The 24,847-nt window shown below is 54.7% G+C and carries 26 protein-coding genes and 2 pseudogenes; 13 read left to right on the forward strand and 15 right to left on the reverse strand.

What is annotated here, in order from left to right:
- The 5 genes and pseudogenes from T370_RS0104150 to T370_RS26170 all read left to right on the forward strand — a co-directional run.
- Nucleotides 1-975, forward strand: a pseudogene (locus tag T370_RS0104150) (hypothetical protein); the annotation flags it as partial.
- A gap of 206 nt (nt 976-1,181) precedes the next feature.
- Nucleotides 1,182-1,373 (forward strand): annotated as a pseudogene (locus T370_RS26245) (hypothetical protein); the annotation flags it as partial.
- Between the two features lie 369 nt (nt 1,374-1,742).
- Complete coding sequence (locus T370_RS26250; protein WP_081847479.1) at nt 1,743-1,934, forward strand: Com family DNA-binding transcriptional regulator; 192 nt, start codon at nt 1,743-1,745, stop codon at nt 1,932-1,934.
- Nucleotides 1,912-2,244, forward strand: coding sequence for a class I SAM-dependent methyltransferase (locus T370_RS26165; protein WP_306538141.1), 333 nt, complete (start codon nt 1,912-1,914; stop codon nt 2,242-2,244). The genes T370_RS26250 and T370_RS26165 overlap by 23 nt, the downstream gene beginning before the upstream one ends.
- Nucleotides 2,241-2,693, forward strand: a complete 453-nt coding sequence (locus T370_RS26170; protein ID WP_306538139.1) for a DNA-methyltransferase — start codon at nt 2,241-2,243, stop codon at nt 2,691-2,693. Before T370_RS26165 ends, T370_RS26170 begins: the two co-directional genes overlap by 4 nt.
- 128 nt (nt 2,694-2,821) lie before the next feature.
- Here T370_RS26170 and T370_RS24795 read toward each other — a convergent pair whose 3' ends face one another.
- From T370_RS24795 to T370_RS24800, 3 genes are read right to left on the reverse strand one after another with little or no spacing between them, the layout of a single operon-like run.
- On the reverse strand, nt 2,822-3,022 hold the full coding sequence (locus tag T370_RS24795; protein ID WP_156034326.1) for a hypothetical protein: 201 nt from the start codon (nt 3,020-3,022) through the stop codon (nt 2,822-2,824).
- 15 nt (nt 3,023-3,037) lie between these two features.
- Nucleotides 3,038-3,343: a hypothetical protein gene (locus T370_RS0104160; RefSeq protein ID WP_029434848.1), complete on the reverse strand. Its 306-nt coding sequence runs from the start codon at nt 3,341-3,343 to the stop codon at nt 3,038-3,040.
- A gap of 4 nt (nt 3,344-3,347) precedes the next feature.
- Entirely contained in the window at nt 3,348-4,970 is a 1,623-nt protein-coding gene (locus T370_RS24800) for a hypothetical protein (RefSeq protein ID WP_156034327.1), read from the reverse strand.
- A 352-nt stretch (nt 4,971-5,322) separates the two neighbouring features.
- Here T370_RS24800 and T370_RS0104180 point away from each other — a divergent pair, with 352 nt between their 5' ends.
- Entirely contained in the window at nt 5,323-6,138 is an 816-nt protein-coding gene (locus T370_RS0104180) for a Hachiman antiphage defense system protein HamA (protein WP_029434852.1), read from the forward strand.
- Nucleotides 6,128-9,250: a DEAD/DEAH box helicase gene (locus tag T370_RS0104185; protein ID WP_029434853.1), complete on the forward strand. Its 3,123-nt coding sequence runs from the start codon at nt 6,128-6,130 to the stop codon at nt 9,248-9,250. Before T370_RS0104180 ends, T370_RS0104185 begins: the two co-directional genes overlap by 11 nt.
- Before the next feature lie 114 nt (nt 9,251-9,364).
- Here T370_RS0104185 and T370_RS24115 read toward each other — a convergent pair whose 3' ends face one another.
- The 9 genes from T370_RS24115 to T370_RS0104230 are packed head-to-tail and all read right to left on the reverse strand — an operon-like array spanning nt 9,365 to nt 14,858.
- Nucleotides 9,365-9,649: a PAAR domain-containing protein gene (locus T370_RS24115; RefSeq protein ID WP_029434854.1), complete on the reverse strand. Its 285-nt coding sequence runs from the start codon at nt 9,647-9,649 to the stop codon at nt 9,365-9,367.
- A 3-nt stretch (nt 9,650-9,652) separates the two neighbouring features.
- Nucleotides 9,653-9,880, reverse strand: coding sequence for a hypothetical protein (locus tag T370_RS0104195; protein ID WP_029434855.1), 228 nt, complete (start codon nt 9,878-9,880; stop codon nt 9,653-9,655).
- A gap of 10 nt (nt 9,881-9,890) precedes the next feature.
- The gene (locus T370_RS23440) at nt 9,891-10,472 is read right to left on the reverse strand and encodes a phage baseplate assembly protein V (protein ID WP_156034328.1); all 582 of its coding nucleotides are present in this window, start codon (nt 10,470-10,472) and stop codon (nt 9,891-9,893) included.
- A 28-nt stretch (nt 10,473-10,500) separates the two neighbouring features.
- Complete coding sequence (locus T370_RS0104205; protein WP_029434857.1) at nt 10,501-11,478, reverse strand: hypothetical protein; 978 nt, start codon at nt 11,476-11,478, stop codon at nt 10,501-10,503.
- Between the two features lie 4 nt (nt 11,479-11,482).
- Nucleotides 11,483-12,163 (reverse strand): hypothetical protein, encoded by a 681-nt coding sequence (locus T370_RS0104210; protein WP_029434858.1) that lies wholly within the window; start codon nt 12,161-12,163, stop codon nt 11,483-11,485.
- Entirely contained in the window at nt 12,163-12,726 is a 564-nt protein-coding gene (locus T370_RS0104215) for a hypothetical protein (protein WP_029434859.1), read from the reverse strand. The genes T370_RS0104210 and T370_RS0104215 overlap by 1 nt, the downstream gene beginning before the upstream one ends.
- On the reverse strand, nt 12,723-13,850 hold the full coding sequence (locus tag T370_RS23445) for a hypothetical protein (RefSeq protein WP_051643734.1): 1,128 nt from the start codon (nt 13,848-13,850) through the stop codon (nt 12,723-12,725). The genes T370_RS0104215 and T370_RS23445 overlap by 4 nt, the downstream gene beginning before the upstream one ends.
- Complete coding sequence (locus T370_RS0104225; RefSeq protein WP_029434861.1) at nt 13,847-14,191, reverse strand: hypothetical protein; 345 nt, start codon at nt 14,189-14,191, stop codon at nt 13,847-13,849. The genes T370_RS23445 and T370_RS0104225 overlap by 4 nt, the downstream gene beginning before the upstream one ends.
- Before the next feature lie 7 nt (nt 14,192-14,198).
- Nucleotides 14,199-14,858, reverse strand: coding sequence for a hypothetical protein (locus T370_RS0104230; protein WP_029434862.1), 660 nt, complete (start codon nt 14,856-14,858; stop codon nt 14,199-14,201).
- Between the two features lie 130 nt (nt 14,859-14,988).
- Here T370_RS0104230 and T370_RS24120 point away from each other — a divergent pair, with 130 nt between their 5' ends.
- Both T370_RS24120 and T370_RS22640 read left to right on the forward strand, forming a co-directional pair.
- A complete protein-coding gene (locus T370_RS24120) occupies nt 14,989-15,192 on the forward strand; it encodes a BrnT family toxin (RefSeq protein WP_211250465.1) in 204 nt (67 codons plus the stop codon).
- 81 nt (nt 15,193-15,273) lie between these two features.
- The gene (locus T370_RS22640) at nt 15,274-15,600 is read left to right on the forward strand and encodes a BrnA antitoxin family protein (protein ID WP_034505736.1); all 327 of its coding nucleotides are present in this window, start codon (nt 15,274-15,276) and stop codon (nt 15,598-15,600) included.
- Between the two features lie 173 nt (nt 15,601-15,773).
- Here T370_RS22640 and T370_RS0104245 read toward each other — a convergent pair whose 3' ends face one another.
- The 3 genes from T370_RS0104245 to T370_RS0104250 all read right to left on the reverse strand — a co-directional run bounded on the left by T370_RS0104245 (nt 15,774) and on the right by T370_RS0104250 (nt 17,370).
- Nucleotides 15,774-16,139 carry a hypothetical protein gene (locus T370_RS0104245; RefSeq protein ID WP_029434863.1) on the reverse strand — a complete coding sequence of 122 codons (366 nt, stop codon included), beginning with the start codon at nt 16,137-16,139 and terminating at the stop codon, nt 15,774-15,776.
- 168 nt (nt 16,140-16,307) lie between these two features.
- Nucleotides 16,308-16,970 carry a hypothetical protein gene (locus T370_RS24805; RefSeq protein ID WP_156034329.1) on the reverse strand — a complete coding sequence of 221 codons (663 nt, stop codon included), beginning with the start codon at nt 16,968-16,970 and terminating at the stop codon, nt 16,308-16,310.
- A gap of 58 nt (nt 16,971-17,028) precedes the next feature.
- The gene (locus tag T370_RS0104250) at nt 17,029-17,370 is read right to left on the reverse strand and encodes a hypothetical protein (protein WP_029434864.1); all 342 of its coding nucleotides are present in this window, start codon (nt 17,368-17,370) and stop codon (nt 17,029-17,031) included.
- A 50-nt stretch (nt 17,371-17,420) separates the two neighbouring features.
- Between T370_RS0104250 and T370_RS24125 the strand changes: the two genes are divergently transcribed.
- The 4 genes from T370_RS24125 to T370_RS0104265 all read left to right on the forward strand — a co-directional run bounded on the left by T370_RS24125 (nt 17,421) and on the right by T370_RS0104265 (nt 24,466).
- A complete protein-coding gene (locus T370_RS24125) occupies nt 17,421-17,705 on the forward strand; it encodes a hypothetical protein (RefSeq protein ID WP_211250469.1) in 285 nt (94 codons plus the stop codon).
- A gap of 248 nt (nt 17,706-17,953) precedes the next feature.
- Nucleotides 17,954-19,567: an amidohydrolase gene (locus tag T370_RS0104255; RefSeq protein ID WP_029434865.1), complete on the forward strand. Its 1,614-nt coding sequence runs from the start codon at nt 17,954-17,956 to the stop codon at nt 19,565-19,567.
- A gap of 85 nt (nt 19,568-19,652) precedes the next feature.
- Nucleotides 19,653-21,008: an MFS transporter gene (locus T370_RS0104260; RefSeq protein WP_029434866.1), complete on the forward strand. Its 1,356-nt coding sequence runs from the start codon at nt 19,653-19,655 to the stop codon at nt 21,006-21,008.
- A 362-nt stretch (nt 21,009-21,370) separates the two neighbouring features.
- Entirely contained in the window at nt 21,371-24,466 is a 3,096-nt protein-coding gene (locus T370_RS0104265) for a sigma-54 interaction domain-containing protein (protein ID WP_248604206.1), read from the forward strand.
- The last annotated feature ends 381 nt before the right edge of the window (nt 24,467-24,847 follow it).

The following is a 24,847-nucleotide window of genomic DNA, read 5'->3' on the forward strand; positions in this document are numbered from 1 at the left end:
GCTATGAGCACCATGTTGGAACTGTATCGGCACCGTTTCGGTGCTGGCGTGAAAGCCCGAGGGAATGGCTGGAATGGCCCATGCCCGATTTGTGGTGGTGAAGTCGGCAAGTCCGACCGCTTCATGATCTGGCCCGACCGGGAAAGGGACCTTGGCCATACCTGCACCGAGAACCACATCCCCGGCGTGTTCTCGTGTCGGCGCTGCGGCAGGACCGGCGACAGCATCCGGTACATGATGGACATGGAGGGTATGAGCTTCCGTGAAGCCTGTGCCGAACTGGGCATCTCGGACATGCCTGTACGCCCCCGCCGCCGTCCCGCTCCGCTGGAACCGCAAGTACGGGCGGCATGGCAGCCGTCAGTCAAGGAAGGGCCTTCGGAGAAGTGGCAAAACTACGCGGCGAAGCTGCTGGCCGAAGCCGAGGCCGAAATCTGGAATCATCCCGAGGCGCTCAACTGGCTGGCGAAGCGCGGCATCACGGAAGAGGTCATCCGGACGTACCACCTCGGCTATCTGGCTGGCGAGAACGGCAAGCCCGGACGGTTCCGGGCGCGTTCCGTCCTCGGGCTTCCGCCGAAGCAGAGGAACGGCAAGGACCAGACATGGCTGTTCATCCCTCGCGGCATCGTGATCCCCACGTTCGAGAGTGATGAGCTGATCAACCTGCGGATTCGCCGCCCGAATCAGGACATCAGGGAGAGAGAGGACGGAACGCGCCCGGCGAAGTATCTGGAACTGTCCGGCTCCTGTTCCAAGCCCATGCTGCTGCTTCCAGAAGGCGGCAATCCCAACCTCCGGGCGTTCGTTGTCGTGGAGGGGGAACTGGACGCCATCCTCTGCCACCATGCGGCAGGTCGCCGGATAGGGGCCGTGGCTATTCGCTCCAACCAGACCAAGCCGGACACCGTGGCCCACGGGCAACTCAGGAATGCCGTCCGCATCCTGCTGGCTATAGGGGGTCATGGAAGATGAGAATGAAGGGTAAGGCCGATCCTGCTTGACGGATACTTGACTTTCCCTTGACTGATGCGGGCTTGAAGGTTGCCCGGCCTTGGAAAAACCGCGAAAGAATGGTTTGAGAATGGAGGGCTGTTTTGAGGTCCGATAGTCACGCAAGTTGAGAACGAGAGAGCCCCGGTGTGTGTCGAATCTGACACAAAACAGGGCTTGCTACAGCTAACATTCGCACCATCGCAGAGCTTGCCCGGCGACAGCCCTATGAGTTGCTCAAAGTAAAGGGCATTGGCGAAACCGTCCTCCAGGAATATGCGCGCGAACTTGAGCGTCACGGACTCTATTTAGCGTGCGCTGGGCGAAGAAAATATTTGCGGGCCTGTCGAGATGCTACGCGAATGGGCGTGTCAATATAGACACCGTGCGCTGCTGCGTTGCGTCCTTTACGGGCTACATGCGGCATTGCAAGGGATGGAAGAGCACGGAAAATGCCCTGAAAAGTCTGATTTAGTCAAAAACGGCGGAAAAGACAAGGAATAAGAGGCGAAAATCCTTCGCATGGAACGCGCTGTTTCCGGGCGGGTCGCGACTTTTTTCGGCATAGTGGAGGCAGGCAGAGGCGGGGGCGGTCAGGCCCCCACCGGCGGGCTTGACAAACCCACCACGGCCCCACGGATAGAAAGCGTTATCCTCTATCCGCAAGGTATCCGCCTGTCGTGTTGTCTCTGGGCGAGATAAGGGCACGATAGAGGCATTTGCTTAGGGGCGCAACACTTTTAACCACCATGCGGAAAGAAGAACTCGAAGAAATCAGATGTTGCCGTTGCGGCAAGCTCCTGGCCAAAGGCCAGGCCAGCGAAATGGAGTTTAAGTGCCCCCGTTGTGGGGCGTTCACCATCGTGCGGGCCGTGCGCCCCTGCTCCGAGTCGTCCGACGGCCAGAACGGAGCGAACTGTGATAAAGGATTGTCTGAATGACGGCGTTACGCTGTACCATGGGGATGCGCTGGGTATCCTGGCCACCTTGCCGGATGCCGCCATGGACGCGGTTTTAACCGACCCGCCGTATTCCAGCGGCGGCGTCACCCTGGGAGCGCGGCAGGCCGACCCGGCCCAGAAGTACCAGCAGAGCGGGACAAAACGTCGGTATCCGCCGATGCTGAGCGACGCCAAGGACCAACGAAGCTGGACCATGTGGTGCATGCTGTGGCTTGCCGAGTGCTGGCGCATCGCCCGCGATGGCGCGCCGCTCATGGCGTTTACGGACTGGCGGCAACTTCCCGCATGACAGACGCCGTGCAGGCGGCGGGCTGGGCCTGGCGGGGCATTGTGGCCTGGGACAAACAGAATGCCCGCCCACAAATCGGCAAGTTCCGCCAGCAGTGCGAGTATGTGGTTTTTGTCACCAAGGGGCGCTTTGTCCCGTACACGCGCACCTGTTTACCTGGTGTGTATTCCTATCCGGTGATCTCCGCGCAGAAGGTCCACCTGACCAGCAAGCCCGTTGCGCTGATTGAGAACTTGCTGGACGTGACGGCTCCGCAAGAAACCGTTCTTGACCCCTTCATGGGAGGCGGCAGCGTGGGCGAGGCATGTATCAGGACGGGCCGCAGCTATGTGGGAATGGAACTGTCGCGGGAGTATTACGACATCAGCCGTGACAGGCTGACGGCGGCGCTTGCCACGAAAAAGGAATCGAAGGAAGTGGTCCAGAAGCAGGGCATGTATCCCCGGTAATGCGTGTACAGCCAAGTAGCCTGCCGTAATAATCCATAAAATGCAGGGGGGAACCTTAAGAGACCCAGCGAATACTCTTGGTGCCGGTGGAATCGCCCCCACTTCCTCAAAAAAAGGTGTGGATTGTGTCAGTTTTGACACGACGCCACGCCCTCCCAAAATGCCGACAAAAAACGTGCCAAAGCAAAAAAATGCCTTGGCACGTTCTCATTTCTCGTGACGGAAATTCTCAAGTTGCGCGACAGCTCACACCCGCCTCCTGTTTTAAAGTTGTTGTCCAACGGCTCAAGGAGCGTGATTCCAGCCGCATTGGTGATGGTGTGGTTCATGTTTGTCTCACTGGGCTATGCAGCCGGTTCCGCTTTGCCCTTTGCGGTGGGCGTAGACTGGGTGGGGGCTTTGTCGGTCGCTTTGGTGGAAGATGCTTTGGTGGATGCCAAGGCCTCGACCGGAGGGAGGGGCTCTTCTTTCGTGGTGATGACCAGCGATGGATATTGTCGGCGCAGGCGCTCGATGAGGGCTGTGGTCTGGGAAGTTGCGGGGCGGATCGTGGTCACCGTCCCCTGTGCGGGGATATCGATGCATGGGCGCCCGAAGACCTTGATGGGGTTGCAGCCGTTGTTGGTGATGGTCAGCTTGAGTTTTTCCATGTTGTCATTGGCTCCTGTGGATCAGGCTCCCGTTTTGGGGACCATCTTCAGGGTTGTGAGGTATTCGCGGCCGTCGAACGGCTGAAGGTTGCGGTAGGAGAGTTCCCACAGCGTTGAGCGGGACATGAGGTCCGTGAGGACAGGATGGCGGAAGGTGATGGCAGGGACTGCATCGCCCGCGACAAACCCGGTTTGGCCGTGTTCGGGGCCTTTGGCGTAGCACAGGGAGGTGTAGGGTTCCTGGGAAGGGTTGCAGTACAGATCGTACTGGCCGAATATCTTGCCGACATAGTGCGGCTGCGGCGAAGGGCGGTACCCGGGAGCTGGAGTGAAAAAGGGACTGGGCAGATAGCGGAAAATGTTGACGGACTGCGTGTCGCCGACAATCCCGGTGAGGCCTACGACGCCCGTTCGCTGCGTGAGGCGGGTGTCGATTTCCAACAGCGCGGCCTTGAGGGTTTCGTAATGCTCCTGAAGGGTGAGGGATTCCGGCCCTTCGTAAGCACCATTCCGTTACACCCTTGGCGTAAAACAGCATCTGCCGAAGGATCTTGCGATCCTTGTCGGCTGCCAGGAGGTTGCGCATCCCGGCGAGGGTCATGTTGTCGATATCGAGGCCGTATTCGCGGCGAAGCCCCCATTGGGCCTGAATGGTGGAGTCCCCGGCAATGGCCGCTTCATGGGGATAGAGGGTCCTGCTGTCCATTTCATGGTCGATTCTGGGGATCAGCGTCGGATCCTTTTCGATGTCCACGTCATAGCCGATATGAACTTCAACGCCGATGGCGGGGGCCTTGGAGAAGGTCACGTCGACTTTTCCAGTGGCATAGTCCACCGTGCCGGTGACGTTTACTATTTCTCCCCCCAGACGGAAGGCTCCCATGACCGAGCCCGCGTCGTCAGATGCAACCACGTTATGATCGTGCAGCACCATGATGCGTTTGCGTTTCAACGGGTAGACCGTCCCGAACGCGGTCTTGGAGTCGAAGGAGAATTTCGTGGTTGTCCCATCGCCGTCGCCAGCCTTGAACATCTGATCCATCACGGCATATTGGCCGTTGTAGGTGTAGTCGATGATGTCGCCTTTCTGGAGATCGCCGAATTTGGAGCCCGCAATTCGTTTGATGCGGAAAAATTCCGACTGGTTGAACTGGCCGGGGATGAGCGTGACCATGTTGGGCGTGATGGAGTTCAGCAGCACGGGCAGGATGAGGGACACCATGCGGTCACGCATGATGATGCCCTCGGTTGAGCTCATTTCCTTTCCGGCGTCTTCGAAAACGCCGGACAGGGCGGGCTTTCCTCTGCCCAGGGTCATGAAGTTTTCAATTGCTTGGTGGGCGCTGGCCAAAAGTTCATCGGAGGGGAGGGTTCCGCCGTGCTGTTCGATGAAGTTTTTCAGGGCGCGCGCATGGATTCCCATGATCATGGGGGCCTGTTCGCCTGCGGATTCATAGACGGAATTTTGGGATGCGGTTTTGAACGTCGTGTTGAGCTCTTCCCGCGAGATATCGCTTCGGAATGAGCCATTTGCGTCAAGAATCGGGAGAAGAAGATCTCGGCGCATCTGTGCGGCGCGGGATGTACGATCCTGCGTGCTTTTCTCAAAGGCAGAGAAGTCGGGCATTTGCAATACTCCATAGTTGATTAGGTGTTCCGCAGATGCGGATCTTTGTGCCTAGCTGACTACGGAGTGGGAAATCTGTCACGGAAAAGTTGCCTAGATATGCCGTATTTACGGGAGATGAAGAAAAATGTACTTAGAGATATTAGCCAACCGCTAGTGGGGTTCCTTAGGGTCTGGCTAGGCTGGATGTAATCGTATCTTTTACCTGAATTGATGAGTCTACCTTAGACGACGCTCTGTTGAAGTTAACAGCCAAATCACAAGACGACGCTCTGTTGAAGTTAACAGCCAAATCACAAGACGACGCTCTGTTGAAGTTAACAGCCAAATCACACTCAGGGGTGGAACGGGAATGCCTTGGACTTCGGAACATACTAAATGGCTCGTCGACACTGGCGAACGACTGAAGACCGCCGACGGCAAGGAAGTCGAAGTCTGGGAGTTTCGTCACGAAAAAGACGAGGCAGTGCTCTCCGCATGGGCAAAACACTTCCGGAATCATTACTGCTTTGACAGTGAGATCGATTATTGGCGCAAAGGGTACAAGTACTCTCGCAGAGAGTATCTCAACACCATAAAGTTCCCGGACCCAAAAGTTGCCCCAGGACCCAGTATCCGCGCTGGCGACTTTGGAGAAGTGCTAGTTGCTGATTTTCTCGAATACCTAGTTGGATACTGGGTTCCACGCACACGCTACGGTAACAAAACCACTCGGAATGAGTCTACTAAAGGCAGTGACATAATCGGCTTTCATATTGCCAAGGATAGCCCATCCTTTGAGGATAAGCTGGCAATTTTTGAAGCAAAGGCTCAGTTCTCAGGGAAGAAGGCTAAGGGGAGACTTCAAGATGCTATAGATGGCTCAGCAAAAGACTTTATACGGAAGGCGGAGTCTTTAAATGCCATTAAGCAGAGGCTACATGATCAGAATGAGCTTAATGATGCCGAAAAAATTGAGCGCTTCCAGAACAAACTAGATCGCCCATACAGGGAAGTTTATGGGGCTGTCGCACTTTTTGAGAATTCGCTTTTTGATTACCACCAGATATCCTCAGTCGATGCCTCATCTCATCCATCTCCATACGGCCCTATGTTATTAGTTATCAAAGGGGAGCAGATGATGGCGCTCGTCCATGAACTCTACAGGAGGGCCGCAGATGAGGCCTGAACAAAACTCCCAATATTGGCTTAGTAGCACTCAGTTAGAAGCCAAGATGCTTGAGTACGGCATTCCGAAAGGGCTTGATAGCCCCCGCCGTGTAGATCCAGCCCATCTCTTCCCTCTCTCGATTGGTCTGCTGGGTGATTTTGCCTCTGCTATCAACCGGGAGGAACCATATCTCGATCACCACTCCAAGCTGAGAAGTAATCTGCTTTTTTCTGCCCGTTTTTTCGACTCCTACCTCCAGTCAAAGCTGAACGAGACACCTGATCCATACTTTGTGATCCTTGGCTCCGCCTCCTATTACCTATGTGATCTTCCTGGTAGTGCGTCGGTGCTGGCGAAGTGGATCAATGGTGATTGTCCTGATTTGGGCGGAGATGGCTTGGAAAATCTGTTACTCTGGTTATTGCAGGGTAACTTTAGAACTAATTTTGATGGCTCTGAGGGGTTATTCGGCAGAATCATCGACGAGATTTCAAAAGGGATTCTCCGGTTTTTCGAGGCTGGAAAGGGCGAAGGCAATCTCCTCGAGTTGGCCACGGAGCTGAGGGAATCCGTCTATGATTTCGGCACACCAAGGCAGCTTCTGTTTGGTGATGTAATCGCGGCTGTTCTGAGGAAAAAGCTTGAGAATTCCGTCTGGAAGGCTCTGCCGTCATATTCTGGATTGCCTAGTGGCAAATGGTTCCAGGTGCTGCAAAAGGATTCGTTCATCAAGGAATTCTGGCCTGCGCAACATCTTTTGGGCAAGGCAGATGTTTTTAAGGGTAAGTCTGCAATCATTCAAATGCCCACCAGCGCTGGCAAGACGAAGGCAACGGAATTGATCCTTCGAAGCGCGTTTCTGGCCGAGCGCGCGTCACTGGCCATCATCATCGCCCCGTTCAGGGCACTGTGCCATGAGATCAAGAACAGCCTCGTTGAGGCGTTCCACAACGAACCCACCAAGGTGGATGAATTATCCGATGCCTTACAGACCGACTTCGAGATTGCCGAACTCTTGGGCCACCAACAGATTCTGGTTGTAACCCCTGAGAAGCTGCTCTACGTTCTTCGACACGCTCCAGAGCTGGCTGCCCACGTTGGCCTGTTGGTCTTTGATGAAGGTCACCAGTTTGACAGTGGTACCCGAGGCATCACATACGAGCTACTTCTAACATCATTGCGCTCGATGATTCTAGAAGGAACCCAGAAGGTATTGATCTCAGCGGTGATCAGCAACGCTGAGGCTGTCGGAGAATGGCTGAACGGCGAGCCTAATGTCGTTGAAGGCACAACACTGATTCCGACTTTTAGATCTATCGGGTTCACAAGCTGGCTCGATCAATTGGGAAGAATCGAATACGTCGCTAGCCGTGATGTCGAAAAAAGCGAGTTTTCCGTTCCTAGGGTGATTGAAAAATTTTATCTCGAGAAGAAGAAACGGGAAAGAGCGGATCGTTTTTTTCCTGAAAAGACTGACGGGCAAGCTATCGCACTATACCTTGGTCTCAAATTGGTCCCGAATGGCAGTATCGCTGTTTTCTGCGGAAGGAAGTCAACAGCGGCCAGAGTCTGCGAAAAGGCCGTTGATATTATTGAGCGAGGCGCACCTTTGGGCTTGCCGTCAGATTTTTCAGACGCCCAGGAAGTTGAGCGGTTGACACATCTGTATATTGAGAATCTCGGCGCTGACGCTCCGGCGTCCCAGAGTGCGACACACGGCATTTTTTCCCATCATGGCAATACACCGCATGGTATCCGGCTTGCGGTGGAATATGCCATGCGTAACGGCCTGGTACGATTCGTTGTTTGTACCTCGACTTTGGCCCAGGGCATAAACCTTCCGATTCGATACCTCATCGTGACCAGTGTCTACCAAGGGGGGGAGCGCATCAAGGCCCGCGATTTCCACAACCTAGTCGGTAGAGCAGGCCGAGCCGGAATGTATACTGAAGGCAGTATCCTGTTCGCAGATTCGGAGATATATGACAACCGAGAGTCGAATAACGGCAAATGGCGTTGGAATCAGGTGAAAGAACTTTTGAATTCTCGGAATTTTGAGCCATGTACCAGCAATCTTCTATCAATCTTCGACCCCATCAAGAGTGATGACGAGAAAGAAACCCTCCCTATGGAGGCTCTGGGTTTCGCCAAAACCTATATCAACGCCCCTGACAAAGTTGCCAAACTGGCTGCCAAGATAGCCGCACAACATGGAGACAAGGGATTCTCACAAGGTGGTGTCGAGCGGCAAATCGCTTGGAGAATCAGTTTGATATGTGCAGTGGAGAGCTTTCTATTGTCCCATGGGGATGAATCGGAGGATGCTCTTTCGGAAGCCGACGTAACGCGCCTGGCAGAAGGGACGTTTGCTTTCTTTCTAGCTGATAAACAGAAAAAAGCTCATCTCCGCGAGTTATTTCAGCTTCTCGCAAGGCACATTTCGGCAAATATAGCTGATCCCGTTCGCCGTAAAATTTACGGCAGGACGCTTTATGGAATGCAGGATGCCCAAGCCATTGAGGGATGGGTTAAGTCCAACGCTGACAGTCTGCTTTCAATTGTTGATGAAACAGAAGTACTCGATCTTGTCTGGCCATTGCTTACCCGGCATATCAATGGTGGCGTATTCACCAAGTTCGATACTCCGGAGGTGCTTAAAGAAATCGCGCATGGATGGATCAGTGGAAAGTCCTTCAGCGATCTCCTGAAAACCATCCATAAGCGAAAAGCCAAGATGGTATGTGGCACCCGCCGGAGGGAGTTCAAGATAGATCATGTCGTCGACGTCTGCGAAGGGACGCTCGCCTATGACGGTGCGCTTGTTATAGGCGCTGTGTGTGAATTCATTGAAATGCTCGCCCAAGATGGCACTAGAGAGTTACTCAGTCATTTGCAGCTTTTTCAAAAGCGTCTGAAATATGGCCTGCCCACGGAAACTTCCATTGCTTTTTACGAACTTGGCTTTTCAGACCGCGTCATCTCCCAGGACCTTGCCGTATCCCTGAATTTGGTAGCGACTCAAAAAAAAGCTCTCATCAAAGCGCTAAAACAGGATCGGAACAGAGCCAATGCTGTGATGGAAAAATACCCAAGTTATTTTCTGGAGCGAATGAAAAAGCTTCTACAGTAGAAATCTAGAACATCGATCCGAACTATATCGCTCTTAATCCTTTTTTAATACTGAATGAATTAAGATATAGTAGATAGAGCCGTCCAAAGCGAATCACTTACACGGTGGACTTTTCTATCCATTCGCAAACACATTCCCAGACCCCGTAGCCACAGCGGAACCGCAGGCCACGGGGTCGCCTATTCTGGCTATCTCCATCCCGTTTACGAAGACGTTGGGGGAACCGGCGGCGAGGACGGAGCCGTGGCATGTGACGCAGCAATGGGGAGCCCAACTGTCTCCTTGGCGGTGAACGGGAATGCCGTTGACGAAGACATTGGGGCTGGCCCCGGTGGATGGGCGTGAAGGGAAGCACCCATGCCCCGTACAGACATCCCCGAGGCGGCTGACTCCCGGCATGGCCTACTCCTTCTCCAATTCTTTCAGGTAAAGGGCGTATCGATCCGCGGGGTTTTCCTTGTAATGCAGCATACTCACCTTCAGGAGGGCATCGGATGCCCCGGATCCTCTCAGGCAGCATTCCCATTGTCCTATATTGGACTCGGCGATCTGTCTGAGGAGTAGGGTGTGCGTTTCAAGAGCGTCGGCGATACGCTCCAACTGTTCTGCTACGCCAGTGGTTTGACTCATTCTTAAACCTTTAGTTGAAGTCTATCCGGGGGGATTGTGCCTTGATGTTCCCCGGCGTCATTTCAAGGGATGATGCCCCGCACGTCATTTTGATCCGCGTGGGGGCGGACATGGTGATCGCATTCTCACCGTGGAGCAGGATGGTTCCGTCCGGGAGGATTTCTATGGCTGTTCCGCTGGAAAGCTGCGTCACTCGGATGGAGCCGCCTTGCGTGAGCTGGATCAATCCATTGTGCTGTTTGAAGACGACATCTTCGGCGTATCCCGGCGTATCCGGAGCGGGCTCACCTTCCGCGCGCTTGTGCTGGTAGGAATCAGGCCCTTGCCAGACGTCATCGGGCAGATTGGGCTTCCCTCCCGGCATGGATGAGGCCGCCGCGACGATGATCGGCTGGCGGCTGTCGCCGGCGTCAAATCGGACCCATACGATATCCCCTACCTGTACGGGGATGATGCCGCCGTTTCCGGGCCGGGAGCCGAGGGGAAGCTGATAGGTGGCCCATGGGAGGTATTTATCGGGGATCCCCGAGAATATCTCGGCCACACGTACCTGTACGCGCATCTGTTTCTTGGGGTCTTGTTTACTGATCACAGTCCCCCGGTACGTCCCCTCATATTTTTTAGGCTGAGGCAAGATCAATCACCCCCTTTACCCGGCATTGAAATTTTTGGCTGTAATAGGAATGGGCTACGGCACTTACAAGGATTTTCCCGGGGAGCCTCTCGTCAAGCGGCCGTTCTGGATTCGCGGTATGCCACAGGCATTTGATGACCTGCCCGGGCCGCAGGGCTCCATTTCCCTCGCAGTAGTAGTCGATGACATCGACTGTGCTGACGCTGTTGTTTTTGAGGGTGATGGGGTTTTGGCTTGCCGTGAATGCGGGTACGCCGCCACCGCCGATGCTTCCCTTTTCAAAGTTGAATCCGGAATAGTTCTTTTGGATGCCTTCCTGGAGTTCGGTCGTTCGGCTTGGCTGGCGATAGGCGGCAATGGTGTATTGCTCATCCGATTTGTCGTGATGGTAGGTAAAGGCGGGTTCCACTTTCCAGAGTTCCTGAAACCGCTGGAAATGGAGCGTATCCCGATCTGCCCATACCAGTGCCCCTTTCTCTACGGCAATCTGGCGCAACAGCCGGGAAGGGCGCTCCCCGGCAAGGCAGTGATAATCCTCAACGATGGGAAATTTTCCTATGTCGAGTTTCAATCCTTTGATGTAGTAGGGAAGAATTTCGGTTATGGATTTTTGAATGAAGCTTTTTGAAACGGTTACAAAGCATTTTGCTTGGTATACAGATGTGCTCATGAGCTGCATTTTGATGAAATGGCCGTTCGACTGCATTTTAAGAAGGGTGAAGGCCATATTGGCGTCGAGGCGATCTGATGCAAAGGAATCCGTGAGGGTCACGGAGAGCGTATCAAGTTCTTTGACCTTGAGTCCGTCGCGCAGATATGAGTATGGATCCATCATGGTGAGCAAGAGCTTGGGGCCGTCTAGGGACAGGGTTTCAATGAAAGTTCCCTCTTCGATGTAGCCGAGATCAAATTCCTGCCCGGATTGATCATGACATATCTTTTTGAATATATTGTTATTATACATGGCGTTATATGGTTGACCCGATAGACTGGAAGCGTTCGAAGGTTTCTGGGCTCTCGCGATAGTAAAGCACCTGGGTTTTGACCATGGCCAGCGTCCGTGCCGCCCATAACCGTCCATCACCCTGATCCGTGCTGGCGCTGTCGGTAGCTATGTCCCGCGTCGCCGTCAAAAAGGCCTTCACTTCCATATCCGGCTTTCCGTCTCCCAGGGGATACCGCACGGTGAACCGGCTGTGCCGCCTTCCGAATTGGCCGATATACGCCCACCATGCGATGGTCAGGTTATCAAGCGTCGGCTTGTCCCAGGCGCAAAAGGCGATAGAGTACGAAATCTCTACAGGCACGGCGGTGAGCTTGATTTTGGTTGTTCCCCCATCGGAATAACGGGTTAAATCGTACGAGCGGGGTTTCTCGTCGCTTCCACTCAGCCCCGGAGAACGGTAGTAGGCGATTACCGGGAGATCCGGCAGGGCGTTCCCATTTGATACCTTCCCGGCGATTCGTATCAGGAGGGTCCGTAGGTCTTCGTTATCGGCCCGGAAAATTTTGGTGGCATTATCCCGGCTGAGGAAACGCTGAAAAGCTGCGGGGCCGCGGGGGGCCAAACCTTCATAGGCGGCGACAAGAACGCGCCCGAATCCGAAGTCAACGGCTTGGAGATCGGAAACGGTATTGGCTGCGGCCATCATAATACTCCTACGATATCATCTTGCGGGCTGCCGGGCTGCAGTGGGCCTTCCTCTTCCGGTGCGGCGGCCGGGACTTCACCGAGTGCCGGGAGGGGAAGGCAGGTGTGCACGAGCCCGACGCCCAATGTCCTTCCGATAGGGGCACTGTCCATGATGTAGACCGTTCGGGGTTCCGGCTCTTCGGCGTCCAGTGTCGGGAACTCAAGCCACTGAATAAGGGAATACTTGCGGGCGCCGGGAACGGACAGGATGATGCGCATAGGCTGTGATGCGCCGATGAAGTTTTCTGCCAGGGCGGACGAGAGGACGCCGAAGGCCAGCGCGTCATCCGGCACTATGCGCGCCCGTGCCTGGATAGGCTTCTCATAGCTCTGCGCCCGTTCTCCGCTTTCGATGGAGCCGACGACATCCTGTTCGACCGTCACCTGTTCGTCGTGGCTGGAATCCTTGGCGATCCACACGAGGCAGTCGAAGGCCTCGGGGGACGCCGCCAGCAGCGTGGAGAGGTCCTGTTTCAGCACGCGGCCCGGTTGTCGGTAATCTCTGGGGGCGATGGTCATAGCCGGATACCTTCCTCTTTCATGATGGCGCGGACTTCATCTTGGGAAATTTTGTAGTGCTCAGACGTTGTTGCGATTATTTTTGCAGATGTTGTTGCCCCTGGGATAGCATGGAGCAGTGCGGAAGCGGCTTGCAGAGCCTTGACCAGCATCTTTCTGGCGTCAGGGCTCATGGGTGCGGCGGTGCGCGTTGAGAGTTGCGTGCCTCCCGGCTTTCTTCGTGGCCTGAGGTTTTTCCGGGCGTTCCGGGCTTCCGGCGTCGAAACGACCTGTTTGGCCTCCCGCATGAATTTCTTGAGGGCGGCGCGGGATTCCGGCGTTTGGCCTGTAATGCCGCGCGCCCGGGAAACCTGCTTGAGTTCTTGCTGGTTGAACAGGCGCGCCCGGGGATCGGCGAACCCGACAGAAGCCGACTGACGCTCCAGTTCGCGAGAAAGGACAGTATGGATGGCGTTTGTTTTCAAGACGCGCAGGACTTTCAGGACGTGCTTGCAGCAGCATCCCGTCAGGCCGGGGTTACGGATTTTTGGGAAGTCCTGTTCTTTTGGGGGATTGATGGCGAAGCCACCGATCTGCGTGAGGTAGCGATACCAGTACTGGTGGCGCCCACATGCGCAGTCAAATGATATCCGCCCGGTAGCCGCTTCCTTTGCTGCGATGAGTGGGTTCAGGTAGGGGTTGTGTAGGTGCTTTTCCCAGTCCTCAAGGCGTACGCGGACAAGGTAGTAGGGGTTGATATTCCCCTGCACCTGGAAGAACAGCATATTTCCGCTCACCTTGTAGAGCAGGGCGGATTTCACTTCCTGTGAACGCTGGCGGTCGGCTTCCCGTGACGCGTTTTCCAGTTGGGCCAGCGGCACGCCCCGGGTTTCTGGCCGGAAAGCCTTGTCCGCGCGCTCCCTCGCTTCAACGAACCGCTTGAGGTCGTCTACGGTGTAGGAAACCGTCGCCCCTTTTCTGCCGTAAGCTAAGACGAGGTCTGTACCGGATTTGATGTGTTTCCGGAGCAGCGCCGGAGTGAGCAGGCCTACCGCCTCTGCACGGTGCTCTCCCGCGTCCTGCCTTTCCTTTCTGGCCTCCCTGTCGAACTCCTTGGCCATTTGTTGAAGTTCTTTCCAGTTCATTTTCCAATCCCCTGCGTTTCCATCTCCGCATAGTGCCGGATGCGTTCCCTCAGCCATGCCGTAGTGGGGAGCGTCAGCACTGTGCCTGCCTCCACCCGTTCTCTGGGGTCATCAAGGGCTGCGGCGATCATGATCACCCATTTCAGCGTATCCATGCTGTACGCCCGGTAGGCGATCAGTTCCGGCATGAGCGTTTCCGAGGGTTGGATTTCGTATGTGAACCAGTTCTTTTCGAGGTCCTTTGTCTGGGCGGCGCGGATTTCCCGATATAATTCCGCTCGGAGCAGTACGTCTTTGATGTTTTCCGGGGAGAGTCTTCCTCCGGTCGAGTCGATAGCCATAGGGCACCTACCGTGGATAGGAAAGTGGAGTTCCAGCGTGAACGGAGCGTTCAAAGTCCCGTTGGCGGAACTCGTCATAGCCGGTCGTGATGGCAAAGAAGGAGTCCAACGGAGATTGGGGAGACGGCCGGTTGGACTGGGAAGCCTTGGCAAATTCATTCAGCCATCTATCGGAGAAGGGAAGCTCCATCACGGCCCCGGCGACGCACATGAGGATGGCCTTGTGCCCGCCGGTCATCCGGTTCCAGTCCACATCATAGACGAGCCGCCCCCTTTCATCGTGCCGGAAGTTGACTATCGCCATGTCGCCTTTGCGGATGGCGTGGGTTTCGACGCCGCGGTCGAGCATGAGGTTTCCAACCGCATCGAGGGAGTAATACCAGTCCAGGCAGTGCTGGAGCATGGTGCGTCCATCGTCCATGATCTCGTCAAAGTTGAAGGAGACGGCGTGAGGGGAAAAGTTGTGCGTCCGATCCTCCACGATTACGGCGAACCCCTTTTCCGTCTTTTCTTCGATGTCCTTGAGGAGCTTGTTTTTCCATTCCATTGGAGGTCCGGAGATGGGCAGGCAGTGCGTAACGACCAGCACGCCATCGGTATAGAGGGCGTGCGCACGGAACTTCCGTTCGGATTCGAGGGCTATGGAGAGGATTTTTTTGTCTTGCATCACCCCACGATAAGGCAAATCGTAGAGAACTTCAGGAAAGACCCCCGTAAATACGGCATATCTACGGAAATACCGAACATCGTTGAAAGGATATCTTGACTGTAATACAAAAAGTATATACATCCAGGGCATGGACACGCTTCATCAAACACCATTCGGCTCATTTGAGTGGGATTCTAGAAAAAACGATGCCAATATCGAAAAACACGGCCTTGACTTCGTGGACGTGGTGTTGGTCTTTCAGGATTCCTACGCGCGTATCGAATATGACCCCAAACATAGTGAAGGTGAAGAGCGCTACAGGATTACAGGCTCAATTAAAGGTATTTTGTAGTAGTGGTCATTTTCACGGATCGAAACAATGTTACACGGATCATCTCTGCCCGTAGAGCTACAAGGCAGGAGGTGAAAGATTATGAACGAAGATTCTAGAACTGATTGGAAGCGAGTCCTGAATATGACGGATGCGGAAGTAACGGCCAATGCCTTGAAAGACCCAGACAGTCTTCCTCTTCCCCCTGCTGGTGGAACCAAGGAAATCCATCTCTCCGAAGAGGATGGTGCCACCTTGCTGGAACGTTTCCGCAAGGCTCTTGAACGGGAAAGAAAAGTCCTTATTTCTGTAAGATACGATGCGGATATTGTGCGTTGGTATAAGGCGAAGGGAAAGGGATATCAGTCTGTCATGAATGCGGCTCTACGTGCCTGCATGGAAGCGGAACAGGCGGCGATGAAGTACTGATACTGGGAAGCGTTGAACCTGCAAAGAGGTTCATGTTAGAATATATGGGGCAAGGGCGGGGAGTATTCTCCGCCCTTGCCCCAAGGAAAACCTTGTAAATGGACAAATTTCGAAATTTGTCCATTTACAAGGTTTTTTACATTAATATCCCGTTGACTATAGCTCAGTGTGTTTCATGGAAGAATCCATTTTTTCGAGTCTCTGTTCTGGACAAGAGAGTATTCCCCCGACTCGGCTTCAAAAAGCCACCAGTCAGGGCTGATCCGTTTTGCCCTTCCGATGCCGGTGGTTTCCGAGGTCCGGGGAGCAGCTATCTGGACGTCAAGAGAGTCCGCCTTGAGACCGGCCCAAAACGCCTCAAATCCTCGATAGCGCATGAAGGAATCAAGCCACCGTCCACTCCAAAATTCCTCACGGGAAAGGGTCTGCATATTGAAAGAAATTTTATTGAAACGCTGGCTTACATAATCTTCTCTGGCGATGAGCAGATTATCTCCGGTCGAATCGCCAAAAAGGAGAAAAGGACCTATGGGCATCATAGTGACGCTCATTTCGTCATCAGGCTTGCCAAGCCGAATTTTTCAAGTTGTGCGCGAATCCGTTCCAAGCTCATGCGGCACCTCCCACATGATGCAAGTATACTCTTATGTTGATATGAAATCAATTTTTGATTTATTTTATGATTGATATTACTCTCTGTTTGGTAATTAAAAACTATTTCGCCTGCGTAAAGAATGAGGTAATGGAGCTCTAGACATTTTTCTTACAGTATCATCATAGTCTCCTACTTCTTTGCTTTCATATTGTACCGGTAATTGATGAAGTCCTGCTTCAATCATTTCTGTCGTGCGGAAAAGCGAAATGTTAGGATATACGTTAGGCTTAAGAACAATTTCGGTATCATGTTTCCATACATCCATCATTTTACTGTATGTACTTCCAGTTGGTATGAGGAATCCTGTTCCATTTTGTATTCCCCAATCGTAATGTACTCCGACACGCATACCTTCGAATAAATGTACATAAACACGTGTAATAACATATATTCCTAACTCACCAGCTTTTGGAGATGATTCATACGGAGGCTCTTCTTGAGTCTCTATTGTAACCCCTTCTGCGTAGTCCTTGGCTAAACGAATATCGCGGGCAACATAAAACCCCAGTCCTCTTTCGAGCCCAACGGCTGAGCCTGCATAGGTAAGCATAAGCCCATGCATACCTATATTTCTGAGAGATGCTAAGCTGGTTCCATGATAACCAATAAACGAATATGTTTGCTGCGATAGCAGCGCATCCGCAGCCCCAACTAGAGCAGCAGTTGGATTATCACTGAGTTGGGAAAACAAAGGCATATTGGGGAAGATGGGCATGGCTTTCCTCCACGGGTATGATTATCCCTAATTCTGATTGAAGAGGTAGGCAAGAAAATTATTCCCCCAAGCGCGCCCTAGCCAGTTCCAAGAACCTGTCACGCTCCACCGTGGCTTTCTGCCCATCTCCGGCGGGGATGTAGTCGAGAAGAAAAGCGAAACAGCAAGTGTCGGAAATGTCCGGAGACTTGATGCCGTCCGACTTCATTTTGTCCTTTGGGGTCATCTGGTACCTACCGCGCTCATCGATGCGATAGGGGAGCCCCCAGTGGATGCGCTCCACGGGGATTCCCATTTCTTCCAGCTCCAGAATGACAGTGCGTCCCGCGCCGTCGCCGTCAACGCCGATGGTGAGCGCAGGGAGTTCGAGGTATTCATGGCACTCTACAGCTTCGTACATGCGCTCTTCCCGCGGCCCGGATATTCGACCATGCGTTCTGGAGTAACTCAGTGACAAACACGAAATACTATCGCCTTATGCTCGGCAAGGGCAGCCGCCATGCAGAGCAATGTCTTGCAGAACGCTTTGTTGGTGCGGATTATGGCATAGAACGCGACCTGTCTCGCGAACTTCCCGACAGTTGGGCCAGTTCAACGCGATGTTCATTCCTGTCTATCAAGAAGCGCATCCCGAAAAGACCAAAGTTGCCGCCGGACTTGTCTCCATGCCATAGGGTGGATGAACGCGAACGGCTACGTGCGCTGGAGTACGTGCATTTGTTTAATATTCTATAATTGGTAAAAAAACGATACAGAATATGTATAGTATCTTGGACGAGGAGGGGCATCGGAAACGTACAATCTTTAAAAAACTATGATTACAGCGTGTTAAAAACACAAATTCCTTGGCATTGCTCTTGCTTATCTCTGTAGAGGCAAGGCTGGCATTGGCCCGCGCTTTCTCGTGGGGCAACATGTTGCCTAACCGCCTGAGAAAACGTTGTTGCGGCAGGCCCCAATGACCTAATCCAAGGAGATGACACGTGTTTTGCACAGAAAAATTGAAGCTGTACACCGGTGCGAAAATCGTCACCCTGTATGATCCCATGCCGATCGTGGAAGCTGTCTGTGTTATTGGAGAGCGCATACATGCCATGGGCAGTTTGGAAGACATGGAGCGTTGCGCGGCTCTCTGCGGCGAATACGAGAAAATCGATCTCGGCGGGGGCGTGTTGTATCCCGGCTTCATCGATACGCATAGCCATCTGTCCATGTATGCGGATACGTTCAGCCAAGTCTATTGCGGCTCCCGACTGGGCACTGTTCCGCGCGTTCTCGACGGGTTGCGTGAAGCCGCCGGGAATACGCCTCAAGATCGCTGGATTGTCGGCTATGCGTATGATGATACGGGCATTGACGAAAAACGTCATCTGACCCGTGAAGACCTGGACGCCGTATCCACGGAACGCCCGATCCTTGTTAAACATCTTTCCGTCCATTTTTGCTACCTGAATTCGCTGGCTATCGAAAAGCTCGGCTACACAGCGGAAACGCGGGTCGCCGGGGGGACGGTCTGTCTTGGGGCCGACGGCAGGCCAAACGGGATTCTGGAAGAAAACGCCTCTTATCAGGCGATTGCCAAACTTCCGGCGACGTCATTTGACGAGACCCGGAAGAACATGCTGCGGGCCGTGCGCGACTACAACGCCCAGGGGTTCACGACCTTTATGGACGGAGGGATCGGGCTTTCCGGTTCCTATAAGACGGACATGGCGGCGTACCTGAGCCTTGCAAGGGACAAGGCGCTTGACGCCCGGGGCTACCTGCAGTTCATGCCTCCGGTATTGGATGCGCTGGAGCCTTACGGCCTGTGGGGTTTTCCTTCCGAGTATCTGAGTTTCGGCGGCGTCAAGTATTTTACGGATGGTTCCATCCAAGGCTACACCGGAGCCTTGCTTGAAGATTACCACTCCCGCCCCGGTTACCGCAGCGAGTTGGTCTGCACGCCTGAAGAGCTCGGCAACCTTGTCATGCACTATCATGCCGCAGGCATTCAGATAGCCGTCCACACCAACGGTGATGCCGCCATCGAAGCCACCCTGCAAGCCTATGAGCGGGTGCAGTGTGCCTTGCCCCGCCCTGATTTGCATCACATTTTTGTTCATGCGCAGATGGCCTCGGACGGACAGCTCCGCCGCATGAAGGCCTGCCATGCGCTCCCCACTTTTTTTGTCCGGCATATCGAAGTGTGGGGCGACGGCCACTACGACACCTATCTTGGCCCCAGCCGCGCCAACAGGCTCGATCCCGCCGGTTCCGCCGTCAGGATTGGCCTTCCCTTCGCTCTCCACGTGGACACCCCGGTGCTGCCGGTCACGGCGCTTGATTCCATCCATGCCGCCGTCAACCGCATTTCCCCGAGCGGCCGCCTCATGGGAGCGGATCAGCGCATCAGCCCCCGGGAAGCGATCAAGGCCTACACCGTTTATGCCTCCCTGTTCTGCATGGGCGAATACGATCGCGGGCGTATCGAGCCGGGACGGCTGGCCGACTTCGTGCTGCTGTCCGACGACCTTGAAGCCATCGATCCTTTGGCCATCAATCAGGTGAAGGTTCGCATGACGCTCTGTGGTGGACGTATCGTGTATCAGGCTTAGCCCTTCCGCAGACATCCGCAAAGCATCCGGAAAGAACTTCCGCTCATCCTTCAAACGGGTTATGTACCCGCGCCGGAGAATGCCCATGCCTTCAATTGTTCTTGACCGTGAAGAAGAAATGAAAAGCCAAACCGAATCCGTCGTCGCATCCGTCCGGCAGGACGGCGCCTCTGCGGAAAAGGGGCTGGCCGCTTCCGACGAACCGACGTCTCCCGTCGGGAAAAAATGGTTTCTTTTCGGCTTTGGCGTGCTTTACATGCTTTTCCTGTTGGATTTCGCCGCGAGACTGGGGATCACCGCCGTTTTCCCCGCCATGCAGAAGGATCTCGGGCTTTCCGACTCGCAGGTCGGCGTCGCCGGTTCCGCCGTATTGCTAGGCATGACCGTGTTTGTGCTCCCCTTCTCCTTTTTGGCGGACAAGGGCTCGAAAAAGCACGCCGTGGATCTCATGTCCGCCGTTTGGGGCGTGGGCTGCACACTGTGCGGCCTCGTCTCACACCTCTTCCTGATAGTGCTCGGGCGCTTCATGGTCGGCATAGGCAACGCCAGCTACGCGCCCGTTTCCGTATCCATGCTGACCAGTTGGACCCGCCGCTCTAGATGGGGTTCGGTCATCGGGGCCTATAACTCCGCCATGTCCGTGGGGCTGGCTCTCGGCACCACGATCGCCGGGGTTCTGGCGCAGCATTACGGCTGGCGTTCCGCGTTCCTTGCTGTCGGGGGCCTGACGCTGCTGTTCACCGCGCTGTCCCTGTTCCTGCCCAACGTCAAGAATCACGTTTCGGCGGCGAGCGCCGACGGCAAACGGGAGCATGTGAAGGTCCGGGAGGCCTTTGCTTTCACGCTCCAGAACAAAACGCTGATATTGCTCGGCATCGGCGTCGGCATCGCCAACATGGGTTATACCAGCATGATTTCCTGGATTCCCATGTTCATGGTCCGCATCATGGGCTGGACGTCCACGGAAGTGGGCGCCTACATGGGGCCGGCCTACCTGATTACCGGCCTTTTGATCACGCCCTTCTCCGGCTGGCTTTCAGACCGCCTCGGCCTGTGGAGCCGCCGCACGCGGGCGTGGCTCGGCGTGCCCTGTTTCCTCATTCTGGCTGCGGTGTTTGCGGCGGGCTTCTACTATCAGATTGCCGCCTGCTGCGCGATCGGAATGTTTCTGTTCATCATCCCCGTGACCGGCGTGCACATCACCACGCAGGAACTGGTTCCCACCCGCTACAAGGCCACCGCGTACGGGACGTACGTGACCCTGCTTCAAGGGTTGGGCTTTTTCGGGCCCATGCTCGCCGGGGCGCTTTCCGATGCGTTCGGGCTTCAGCTGGCGCTTGTCTACATGCAGCTGGTGTTCGTCATCGGCGGCTTGATCATGCTGGTTGCGGGATTCACCTACGTTAAGGATTACAACAGGGCCCGCGCCATGGAAGCCTAACCGTATCCTCGGCATCTTGCTCCATACCCCCTTATGTTCCCTTTGCCGTCCCCCCACTTTGGCGCAAGGGGAACATATACAATGGCAAGAGGTGCTCCGGAGAAGCGCGGCGCGTCCGATACGTATCGGCAAAGGTATAATCGAATAGTGGTGGAGAAGCACAACTCCGTGTGGTGCAATGCAAAAATGACAGCTTTTCCCTCCTGGCGTGCCGTACTCCTCTGGAATGTCTTTATCGCATCTCGTTTCCGTTTCGTTCATCCGGAGTCCGGAACGCTTGTTGCCAAGGCACACTGAATGACATATCGTTTTTGCCTTGAGTAAAACAGGCCCCATCCTTATCTGTTATGAAGGGGAAATCCGTGTTGACCTCACAGCAGATAGCCCATGTTTTGGCGTTGCATCTTGCCGGGCGTTCTCTCTTCATTGAAGAGCTTGCACTGCTCACGGGGAATGTGCTGCCCGCATCCGATGAGCGGTGGCGCGAGCTGGAGCGTCTTGGCTTGGCGGAACGCGTTTCTTCGCCGCACGGAACCGCGTGGAAGGCGGGCGATGAAACCGCTGCATTCATACGTTCTCAGCTTCCTTTGCTGAAGGAGTTTTTTCGGCCCGACGAAAAGGCGTACGCCCTTACCTGTCTCCATGAACAAGCCAGCCTCAGCGACTGTGAAACCGTCCTGAGCCGGATCAGCCAATGCGCCGAACGGGACAGGAACATTCTGCCCTTGCTCGAACTGGCTGTCCTTTTCCTCCTGCGCTGGGGACGGCGCAACGGCAGCACGGCGGGTCTGGACGGCAAGTTCCTGAATCTTGTCTTTGCGGTACAGGGGCTCAGCTTCAATTCCACGGAACTGCTCAAAAAAATACTGCGCCTTTCAGCTCTCGCCTACGGCCTTGCCCGAAAAAACGGTAACAAGCGGTTTTTAGCGCTTCTGATGCTGTCGCGTATGTATCTGCATGTCTTCATCGGAAGCAACACCACGCGCCTTACCCAGAATCTCCAGCAGGCCCTGTGCCGGGTCAGAAGCTATTTTGATGGCGACACGCAGGAAGCGCTTCCTCTGTTTGAGGGGTTGCTTGCCTATCTGTGCGGGGATCTCAAGAAAAACATCGATTGGTTCAACCGTTGCTCCGAAGAAACACCTTGGTATTACAAGAGGTTCTACGATACACTGGCGGTCTGTACGCTCTTTTCCGCAGGGTATCTGCAGCAATTCCACTTTGCGCTTGGCTGCATCGAGTTTCTTCGGCGCACGGCGACGTTGACCGACGATATCCTTTCGGCGACCCTGTATGAAGTCAACACGTGTTTCCTGCTGCTACGCAAGCGGGATAGCGGCAAGGCGCTGGAGTTCATCAATCGGCTTCGCGTTTCCCCGCTATATACGCAGCATACCGTAGTCAACTCGCTGACGACGCGGGCACATGCGTTGTACCACTTTTTGGCGGGCGACATCGAGCGCGCCTATGCCGTCCTGAATGATGAAACCCGCAGGGCGATCACCCGTGACATCAGGCCCGCGACCTTCAAGGATCCGTTAGTCCTCGACATGCTCTATGTGTTTGCGCACAACGGCTATGTACCCATCCCCTACTATGAGCTGGAGCCTACGTTGGGCCACCTGCTCCTAGGGGCTAATGTGCATCTCAAGGGCTCCGCCATGCGCGTTCAGGCACTGTTGCTGCGCGATAGGGGAGAGGGGCCACAGAAGCAGCTTGAGCTGTTGCGCCAAAGTTTCGAGCTTATCCTCACGACGCGGGATATGCATGAACTGACCCTCACCGCGCACGAGCTGGCCAACACCTGCGAACTGTGCGGCAGCATGGAGGAGGCCCGATCGCTCCGCAACATCGTCTGCAAAGCCACCGGGAAGCCTCTTGATGCCTCAACGTCCTACCATCAAGCCTCACTCGCCTGCCTGAACGTGCCTCCGGCTGCGTTTAGCCTGTTTACATGCTCCCTTCCCGATGCCGAATCCGAAGAGAAATACATCATCGAACGGTGCCATAAGGCGCTGAACACCGCGCCGCAGCGTGAAATCTTTGAGGAAAGGCTTCATCTGCTTCTCAGGGCCTCTATTGACGGCTTCCGGGTGGAACGGGCCGCGTTTTTCCGCACGGTCGATGAGGATAATCCGTTGCAGTTTGTCCAGGCCGTCAACCTGTCTGCTCTTGAATTGAAAAGCGAGCACATGCGGCCTTGTATGCAATGGCTTGTGCAGGTCGCGCAGCAACGTTCCGCCACGACGCCGGTGCACTTCCATAAGCAGTACGGCTTTTGTCTCAGCATCGACATCGGAACGGAACCTCCGTGGCTTCTCTATTTGAGCAGCACCTATTCCGTTTTGCCGGCTGACGAATTTTCCCTGTTTGAACTGCGGTGCGCAGCCCGCCTTTTCACTGCGGAACTGCGTTCGGCCCTCTTCGTGCGGCGATTGAAGGAACGTGAAAACGAATTGCAGCAGAATAAACTGCGCAGCATCTTTTTGCAGGAGGACAGGGGCGAGTGTTTGGTGTTGGGGGCCGGGCTGAACACCCTCCTCAATGAAGCTAAGTATGCCGCCGTAACGGATGTCCCCATCCTGCTCTGGGGAGAAACCGGAGTCGGCAAGGAGATCATGGCCCGGCATATCCACCGCCTCAGTGGGCGTCAGGGGCCGTTCATAGCCGTCCACCCCGCGAGCATGGTTGAATCGCTCTTTGAAAGCGAATTTTTCGGACACGAGCGGGGCGCGTTTACCGGAGCGTCTAATCAAAAAATCGGCTTGTTCGAGATGGCGGATCAGGGGACGCTGTTTATCGACGAAATAGGGGAAATGTCGCCGCTCATCCAGACAAAGCTTCTGCGGGTGCTTCAGGAGCAGCGGTTCATGCGTGTCGGCGGAACGGCGGAAATCAAGTCCCGGTTCCGGCTTATCGCCGCGACCAACCGGGATTTATGGAAAGAAGTCCGTGAGAAGCGTTTCCGTCAGGATCTCCTGTACCGCATATCCGTCGTCCCGTTGCTGTTGCCGCCCCTGCGCGAACGAAAGCAGGATATTTTGCCGCTTGTCGACGCTTTCATTCGCCATTCCAGCCAGCGTTACGGTAAAACGATTTTTCCTCTGTCGCCGGAGCAGAAACAGGCGCTAGTGGACTATTCCTGGCCGGGAAACGTGCGCGAATTGAAAAACATCATCGAGCGGGCGGTAATTCTGTGCGAGCAGGGCGCGTCGTTGCATTTTCATTTCGACCAGGCGAACATGGAGCCATTTTTCTCCAGTCAGGCGGGGGACGGCGGCATCCTTGCGGACACGCCGACACTGGAACAGTTGGAAGAACGGTACCTGCGTAAGATCATGGCGATGACGCAAGGGCGCGTACGCGGCGAACACGGAGCAGCGGCCTTGCTGCATATGAAAATCCCGACGCTCTATGCCAAGCTGCGTAAATTCTCCATTCCATGCGGGAAACGCTGAGGCTGAATATGTTTCCGTTTTTAGAGAAGCCCGGAGTGTTTTTCGGATGCTCTTGAGTCATTGGCAGGCATGGCCCGTTTGGCAGGCCTCGCCCTTGAGCCTCTTGAGGGCACATGCCGAGCGGGCGGGATTATGGTGAAGCGTCCGTGAGACCTTTTTCCGTCTGTCATAGGAAAAGCCCACAACCGTGAGGAAGGGGGCTTTATCTTTTTCATGCCGGGGTTTTTAGAATTTTCACTCCACGGCAATGTTTCCCGTATAGCGATAACGTATGGGTACTTTTCGCGGCCTGTCATCGTGGTATCATATATCATGTACCATCCGAAAGTCATTTTCGTGATAGGAGTTGGTGTCACTGCCATAGCATTGCCCCATTGCTGT

Origin of the sequence: Bilophila wadsworthia ATCC 49260, from assembly GCF_000701705.1 — a bacterium.
GTDB lineage: Bacteria > Desulfobacterota > Desulfovibrionia > Desulfovibrionales > Desulfovibrionaceae > Bilophila > Bilophila wadsworthia.